This window comes from Aeromicrobium sp. (genome assembly GCF_050700635.1).
In the GTDB taxonomy this organism is placed as follows: domain Bacteria; phylum Actinomycetota; class Actinomycetes; order Propionibacteriales; family Nocardioidaceae; genus Aeromicrobium.
This window is the reverse complement of the sequence record NZ_JBOHDT010000061.1, coordinates 1-6,707: the sequence shown is the minus strand read 5'-3', so window position 1 is coordinate 6,707 and position 6,707 is coordinate 1. Positions and strand designations below refer to the sequence as shown.

Sequence of the window (6,707 nt, the reverse complement as noted above, 5' to 3'; positions counted from 1 at the left end):
GCGGCCTCGCTCCCGGACATGTGGCGCACCACCGACCACGACACCGTGATCGCGGCACTGCGCCGCCTGGACGAGACAGCCCTGGCCGGTCGTTGAGCTAGCCGACCTCGTGCGGGTAGGCCGCAGCGCGGCCCTGGAACGCAAGAATCGCGGGGTTGACGACAATGCCGTCCTGGATCTCGATGGCGCGGCTGATGGTCTCGTCTCGCTTCCAGGAGTCCGGCCCTTCCAGAACGGTCCGCAGGAACGGGATGATTGCCCGACTGTTCTCCCATGTCGCGGAGTTCCAGAGGTACGACGGGGAGTGATCGACGGCGTAGTAGCCGATGTGATCCCCGACCTCGAACATCGGGTCGTCGAAGCCCGTGGGCCGGGCCCAGCTGAAGCCCATCCCCTCATCGCAGGAGACGTCGACGACCAGGCTGCCGCGGGCGAAGCCCGGCAGGTCGGCCTCGGTGAGGTACATCAACGGCGCCGCAGGATTCTGCAACGTGCAGTTGACCACGATGTCGGCGGCGGTGAGGAACGGTGCGAGTGGGACGCGTCCCTCGTCGGTGATCACGTGGCTGAGATGGGGCTCCTGTGCGTCGTGCTCGAACTGCCGGATCACGACGGAGTGGATCGGCGATCCGACGGCGGCGACCTTGCGGCTCGTCAGGACCGTCACGTCGTGCACTCCGTGGGCGTTGAGGGCGGTCACTGCCCCGCGGGCGGTGGCGCCGAACCCGATCACCACGGCGCGCAGCGGGCGGCCGTAGACGCCGGTGATCCCGGAGAGCGCCATGGCATGCAGCACCGAGCAGTAGCCGGCGATCTCGTTGTTCTTGTGGAAGACGTGCATTCCGACCGTGCCGTCGATGGTCCATTGGTTCATCGCCTCGAAGGCGATCACGGTCAGCCGGCGATCGATGGACGCCTGCGTGAGTGCAGGGTCCTGCACGCAGTGCGGCCAGCCCCACAGGGTCTGACCGGGCGAGAGCGACTCGACGTCGGCGAGCTGCGGCTTGGGCAGCAGCACGACATCGTTGTCCGTGATCAGTTCGTCGCGTGGGAGGATGCCGGCGACGTGCTCAGCCAGCTCGCTGTCGGCGTACCCGAACTTCTCCCCGTACCCCGTCTCGAATGTGATCCGTGCGCGCAGGTCGGCGTCCATCTCGGGCAGGTGGATGGGGTGCAGAGGTAGCCGATGCTCGTTCTCCTTCGCCGACGAGCCCACCACTCCGAGGCTCAGCAGCGGCACGAGACGGCTCGCCACGGCGACTTGTCGCTCACGTTTGAACTCTCTGATCGGGAGCCTGAACAGCCCCGTGCCACGACCCTACGCCTGGGGAATCAGACGCGTCGTAGGACCGCGGTGACCTTGCCCAGGATCGTGGCGTGGGTGCCGTCGATGGGGGAGTAGTCGTCGTTGTGGGGGAGTAGCCACACCTGGCCGTCCTTGCGCTGGAATGTCTTGACTGTGGCCTCGCCGTCGAGCATCGCGGCGACGATCTCACCGTTCTCGGCGACCGGCTGCTGCCGGACGACGACATAGTCGCCGCTGCAGATGGCCGCGTCGATCATGGAGTCTCCGCTGACCTCGAGCAGGAAGAGCGTGCCGTCGCCGACGAGTGACTTCGGCAGCGGGAACACGTCCTCGATGCGCTCTTCGGCGAGGATGGGGCCGCCGGCGGCGATGCGTCCGACCACCGGCACATAGGTGGCGTCGGGCCGGGCGTCGCCGATGCCGGTCTCGTCGATGCTGCTGTCGTCCGCGGAACCGAGCGTGCGGCGGGCCTTGAGGACCTCGGGCAGGAAGATCTCGAGCGCACGTGGACGGTTGGGGTCGCGCTTGACGTAGCCGAGCTTCTCGAGCACCCGCAGCTGGTGCGCTACCGAGGAGGTGCTGGCAAGGCCGACGGCCGCGCCGATCTCGCGCATGCTCGGGGGATAGCCGCGTATCTCGATCTCCTCGCGCAGGAAGACGAGCACCTTCTGCTGGCGTGGGGTGAGCCCGGTGAGGTCGTCGACCGGTCCGTCGGGCAGCTCACGGATGGAATTGGGGGAGCCGGGCGGGCGTCCGCGCCTGGGCCTGCTGTCTTCGCTCATGCCGCTCAGCGTAGTCCCGCTCGTTCGATTCTTCAAACATATGTTCGATGGCGTGTCGCTGTTCGGCATGGCCTAGATTGGGGCCGTGACGAAGACCCTCGTGCAGCCCGGACACCCCCGCTCCGCGGTCGTCACGGGGGCTGCGCGAGGCATCGGCCGGGCCATTGCCGTCGAGCTCGTCGACCGCGGTTATCAGGTGGTCGTCACCGACCTCGACGCCGAGTCGGCCAAGGTCACTGCGGGTGAGATCGGCGCGCCACTCGGCCTCGGGCTCGACGTCACGGATCCGGCTGCGACTCGTGGCGTGGCCGAAGAGGCCCGGATCCTGGCTCCACTCGGCGCGTGGGTGTGCAACGCCGGCGTCGGCTTCGACGGCGACCTCAGCGACCTCACCGAAGCGCAGATCCGTACCCTCGTCGACGTCAACATCCTCGGCGTCGTCTGGGGCTCACGCATCGCCACCGAGGTGTTCCGGGCGCAGGCGGCGGAAGGCATCAAGGGCGGCGACATCGGCGTCACCGCGTCGCTCAGCTCGCACGGGCCGGTGCCGGGCCTGAGCATGTACGCGGCCACCAAGGCCGCGGCGCTGTCGCTCGTCACGTCGCTCAGCGTCGAGCTCAAGCGCGACAGGATCCGCGTCCACGCCATCTGCCCCGATGGAGTGGACACCGAGATGGTGCGCGAGATGGAGAGCGGCGGCAAGGCTCAGTCGCTCGTCGCGTCCGGCACGTTCTTCCAGCCGGCGCAGGTCGCTCGCGAGCTGGTCGAGATGTTCGGCACCCGCCGGGTCTACCGCACGATGCCGTTGTGGCGCGGAATCCAGACACGAGTGACGGCGCTGGCACCCGGGCCGACCATGCGGCTCGAGCCGGTGCTGGTGCGGATGGGCCGCCGCAAGATCAGGAAGGGCAAATTCGTATGACCTATCTCGTCGTGGGCAAACGCGACGGAAACCGCTGGCAGCTCGACGTCAAGGATGTCGGCACCACCTCGGCCGACGACCTCCCCGGCATCGAGCCGGCCGTGCGCGCGTTGCTGCGCGAGTACGGCATCGAGGGTTCCGGCGACGTGGACCTACAGCTGCTCATGCCCGACTTCGAGGTCGACCTCTCCGAAAGTCAGGTGCCGCACGGATCGTCGTTCGACCGCTCAATCGTGAGCGGCGTCATCCTGCTCGTCGTGGCTCTCGTGGCGATCGTCCTGCTGCTGACACTCCTTCTGCGCTGACGGCAGGCGCGCTCGAGCGCCGGCGCGTCCGCGCGAGCTAGGACGTCCCGCCTCCCGGTGGTCAGATCATGCCGTTCGTGCTCATCCAGTCCCAGAGGTAGATGCCGACGTAGGCGACGACGGCCACGAGGCCGAGGACCATCGCGGCGATGGCCATGGTGCGACCCTTGGCCGACTCGCGTGCCGCCATGCCGAGCAGGATGCCGCCGAAGGCCAGGGCGAGGGTGACTCCGGCCCAGAACGCCATGACAGTGATCGCGCCGAGGATCGACAGCGTCAGGGCGGTCATGGCCGCGGCGTCCTTGTCCAGGGTCCGCGGGATCACCACGGCGAAGACGATCGCGGCTGCGACAACGGCGATTCCGCTGATGATCAGGAACTCGGACGTGCTCGCCTCGGCCCCGGGCGAACCGTCGCCGTAGATGCCAAGAGCGGTGAAGCCGATCGTCGCCAGGGTGACGCCGATCGCTGTGGGAACCAGCATGTGGCGGATCTGTGCGGATTCGTAGTGAGTGAAATGGAACGGGTGGGAGGCGGTCATCAGAAGCTCCTATCTCCTGAGATTTCTTGCTGCCGATTCTACTCCTGAGAGCGCTCCTGAGCGCCTGCCGTTTCCGCTGTTTCTGCTGGTCGTAGGGCGTTCTCGCGCACCGCTTCGACCGCCGAGCCGAGCAGCAGTGCGTAGATGCCGATCCACAGCCAGAGCTGCAGCACGACGACGCCGGCAAGCGCGCCGTACGTCTCGCCGTAGCGGCCGAAGTTGTCGACGTAGAAGCTGAAGCCCACCGAGACCAACACCCACATGGCGCTCGCGATGAGCACACCCTTGCCCACGAGTCGCGGCGGGTCGTCCGGGCGATCAGGTGCGACCCGCAGCAGGATGCCGATCGACACCACGATGGCACCGAGCAGGAGCAGCCATCGTCCCGCTTCGAGCCCCATGCGGAGTCCGGGCACATCGACCACGGCGTCGAGAAAGACGGGCGTCACGGCGACGAGGGTGAGCATGACGGCGAGGAAGGCGATTGCGCCGAGGGTGAGCCCGAAGGCGATCAGCTTGCGCTTGACGAACCCGCGCGTCTCCTCGAAGCCGAACATCGTGTTGACGGCGGTGATGAGGTTGCCCACCCCGGCCGATGCCCCATAGAGCGCAAGTGCGATGGCGACAACGAGACCGATGCTCAGGGATCTGCTCTCGGTAGTCGTGAGCGCCTCCATCTGGTCCGTGATGAGCGTCGCTGCGTCGGCCGGGAGCGTCTCGGCGATGCGGTCGGACTGCCGGGCGACGGTGAGCGGGTCGGCGAACAGGCCGTAGGCGAGCACGCCGGCGATCATCGCGGGGAACAGGGAGAGGAAGGCGTAGAACGCGACGCCGGCGGCGAGGAGCGGGGCCTGCTTGGCCGACGCCTGCTTCCAGGCGCCGAGGGCGGTGCGGCGTGGCGAGGGCATGCGTTCGACCGTAGTGGCGGCTTGCGACACGCGCTAGCCGACGACGTGTTCGAAAAATTCTGCCTGTCATTCCAGGCGAAAGTGCATATCGATCGGCATCGTGTTCGATTGCCTCTGGCTTTTGTCGGAGGTCCGTCCTATTGTCGTACATGTGTTCGATCGAACGTCTGTTCACCATCGAATGACATCGAGAACCGCGTACGGCCGAGCACACCAACTTCATCTCAGGCACTGCCAGATCGAATCCGTCTCACTTCCCCCTCGGAGGCACTCATGAGCAGCATCCTTCTCGGCGACGTCGGCACGGCTCGCCATCTCCACCTGGTCGCTGACCTGCCGCGTCCGGCGCATCTTCAGCTGACGCGCCGCGGACGCCTCGCGGTGCTTGTCGCCGCGTTGATCACGCTCGCAGTCCTGGTTGTGGCGCTCGGATCGTCCACCACGGCCACGGGCGACGCGGGCGCGCCAGTGGCCACCCGCTCGGTCACGGTCGAGCCCGGCGACACCCTATGGAAGGTCGCCTCGCAGGCCAACCCCAACGGCGACATCCGCCAGACGGTCGACGACATCATGCAGCTGAACTCCCTGCCGAGCGCGGGAGGCCTGCAGATGGGCAGCGAGATCGCGGTCCCCATCTACGAGTGACGCTCCGGACACCGACGGGGAAGCGGTGTCCGGGGCGTCGTCACTCTCTCGGTGGTTGAGTAGCCGCGAGGAACGAGCGGCGTATCGAAACCACCAACCTGCACAATTGATGCATGCGCATTTACGTGGTGGCCGACGAGTCCGATCGCGACGGCGGGTTCGTCGTCGAACGGCTGGTGCAGCGCGGAGCCGAGATGATTGAGCTCGACCGTGCCGACCTCCCGGTCTTTGTCGATCTCGAGGATCCGTCCATGCTCCTGCTGCTCGGATCCGCCCGAGGCGCGCACGAACCGGCAAGCATCGACGTGGTGGCGCGCGAGTCGGCCCTGGCGCGAGCGGCACTGCGGGCCGGCGTCCCGGTGATGGCGATCTGCTACGGCGCCCAGCTGCTGGCGCGCGCGCTGGGCGGCACGTCGTACGAGGCCGACGACCCCGAGCTCGGCTGGCTCCGGGTCGACACGATCGACAGCGTTCTGTGTCCCGAGGGTCCATGGGCGCAGCTGCACACCGACGTCTTTACGCCGCCGCCGAACGCCCATGTGCTCGGCAGCTCCTGGTACGGCCCCCAGTGCTTCGTCGACGACAGCCTCGGCGCCCGCTCGATCGCCTGGCAGTTCCACCCCGAGGTCACCACCGAGACCTACAACCGTTGGATCGACGAGGACGAGGGCATGATCCGCGCCGCCGGCAAGGATCCAGGCGAGCTGCGCCGCCAGGCGCTCGCCAACGCCGCCCGCAGCCGCAACGCCGCCCACCGGCTCACCGACGACGCCCTCGAATTCCTCGGCGTCGGGATCAGCGACACGCCGGTTTCCGACCAGCTCAACGCGCGCTGACCTGCGCAGACATCGACCAGTCGAAAAAGTGTCGGTGGCTTCCACCAAAATGTTGTCCAGCCCCGATCTCCGGCGTACAGTGGCACTAGATCTAGTAGTTACAGAGATGTTCTTCGTCCACATCTAGTACACAGGATGAAGGGCGTCACCCACAGGTTCAACTCCGGAATCCACACGGTTTCCACACCTTCGTCCTCAGGGACACGGCGCGCGGAACCCCGCGACTTCGGTATGAGAGGAGCACGCGATGCACTGCCCGTTCTGCAAGCACACCGACACCCGCGTGCTCGACAGCCGCGTGGCCGACGAAGGCGGAGCCATCCGGCGCCGCCGGGTGTGCTCGAAGTGCGAGAAGCGCTTCACCACCATCGAGCAGATGCAGCTCACCGTGCTCAAGCGCTCCGGCGCCACCGAGCCGTTCGCCCGCGACAAGGCGATCGCCGGCGTCCGCAAGGCCTGCAA

General features: G+C 67.2%; 8 protein-coding genes and 1 pseudogene. 5 read left to right on the top strand and 4 right to left on the bottom strand.

All coding sequences use genetic code 11. The features are described 5' to 3' along the window. Positions 1–97: 97 nt before the first annotated feature. Both ACRDPN_RS04500 and lexA read right to left on the bottom strand, forming a co-directional pair. Positions 98–1,255: a N(5)-(carboxyethyl)ornithine synthase gene (locus tag ACRDPN_RS04500; protein WP_431446155.1), complete on the bottom strand. Its 1,158-nt coding sequence runs from the start codon at positions 1,253–1,255 to the stop codon at positions 98–100. 77 nt (positions 1,256–1,332) lie between these two features. Beyond that, positions 1,333–2,088, bottom strand: coding sequence for a transcriptional repressor LexA (gene lexA, locus ACRDPN_RS04495; protein ID WP_431446154.1), 756 nt, complete (start codon positions 2,086–2,088; stop codon positions 1,333–1,335). A gap of 85 nt (positions 2,089–2,173) precedes the next feature. Between lexA and ACRDPN_RS04490 the strand changes: the two genes are divergently transcribed. Further along, complete coding sequence (locus ACRDPN_RS04490) at positions 2,174–3,010, top strand: SDR family oxidoreductase (protein ID WP_431446152.1); 837 nt, start codon at positions 2,174–2,176, stop codon at positions 3,008–3,010. After that, positions 3,007–3,315: a hypothetical protein gene (locus ACRDPN_RS04485; protein WP_431446151.1), complete on the top strand. Its 309-nt coding sequence runs from the start codon at positions 3,007–3,009 to the stop codon at positions 3,313–3,315. The genes ACRDPN_RS04490 and ACRDPN_RS04485 overlap by 4 nt, the downstream gene beginning before the upstream one ends. Before the next feature lie 61 nt (positions 3,316–3,376). Here the strand turns inward: ACRDPN_RS04485 and ACRDPN_RS04480 are convergent, their stop codons facing one another. Continuing rightward, entirely contained in the window at positions 3,377–3,856 is a 480-nt protein-coding gene (locus ACRDPN_RS04480; protein WP_431446150.1) for a hypothetical protein, read from the bottom strand. 38 nt (positions 3,857–3,894) lie between these two features. Then, complete coding sequence (locus ACRDPN_RS04475) at positions 3,895–4,764, bottom strand: YihY/virulence factor BrkB family protein (protein WP_431446149.1); 870 nt, start codon at positions 4,762–4,764, stop codon at positions 3,895–3,897. A 273-nt stretch (positions 4,765–5,037) separates the two neighbouring features. On the opposite strand from ACRDPN_RS04475, the gene ACRDPN_RS04470 reads away from it, so the two are divergent. The 3 genes and pseudogenes from ACRDPN_RS04470 to ACRDPN_RS04460 form a co-directional block, all read left to right on the top strand. After that, positions 5,038–5,409 (top strand): LysM peptidoglycan-binding domain-containing protein, encoded by a 372-nt coding sequence (locus ACRDPN_RS04470; RefSeq protein WP_431446148.1) that lies wholly within the window; start codon positions 5,038–5,040, stop codon positions 5,407–5,409. Positions 5,410–5,522: 113 nt separating this feature from the next. Next, positions 5,523–6,245 carry a type 1 glutamine amidotransferase gene (locus ACRDPN_RS04465; RefSeq protein ID WP_431446146.1) on the top strand — a complete coding sequence of 241 codons (723 nt, stop codon included), beginning with the start codon at positions 5,523–5,525 and terminating at the stop codon, positions 6,243–6,245. A gap of 247 nt (positions 6,246–6,492) precedes the next feature. Beyond that, a pseudogene (locus ACRDPN_RS04460) lies at positions 6,493–6,707 on the top strand (transcriptional regulator NrdR); the annotation flags it as partial.

Coding starts and splice junctions, on each gene's coding strand:
- lexA (WP_431446154.1), bottom strand. CDS start 2,088: ATGAGCGAAGACAGCAGGCCCAGGCGCGGACGCCCGCCCGGCTCCCCC.
- ACRDPN_RS04485 (WP_431446151.1), top strand. CDS start 3,007: ATGACCTATCTCGTCGTGGGCAAACGCGACGGAAACCGCTGGCAGCTC.
- ACRDPN_RS04480 (WP_431446150.1), bottom strand. CDS start 3,856: ATGACCGCCTCCCACCCGTTCCATTTCACTCACTACGAATCCGCACAG.
- ACRDPN_RS04475 (WP_431446149.1), bottom strand. CDS start 4,764: ATGCCCTCGCCACGCCGCACCGCCCTCGGCGCCTGGAAGCAGGCGTCG.
- ACRDPN_RS04470 (WP_431446148.1), top strand. CDS start 5,038: ATGAGCAGCATCCTTCTCGGCGACGTCGGCACGGCTCGCCATCTCCAC.
- ACRDPN_RS04465 (WP_431446146.1), top strand. CDS start 5,523: ATGCGCATTTACGTGGTGGCCGACGAGTCCGATCGCGACGGCGGGTTC.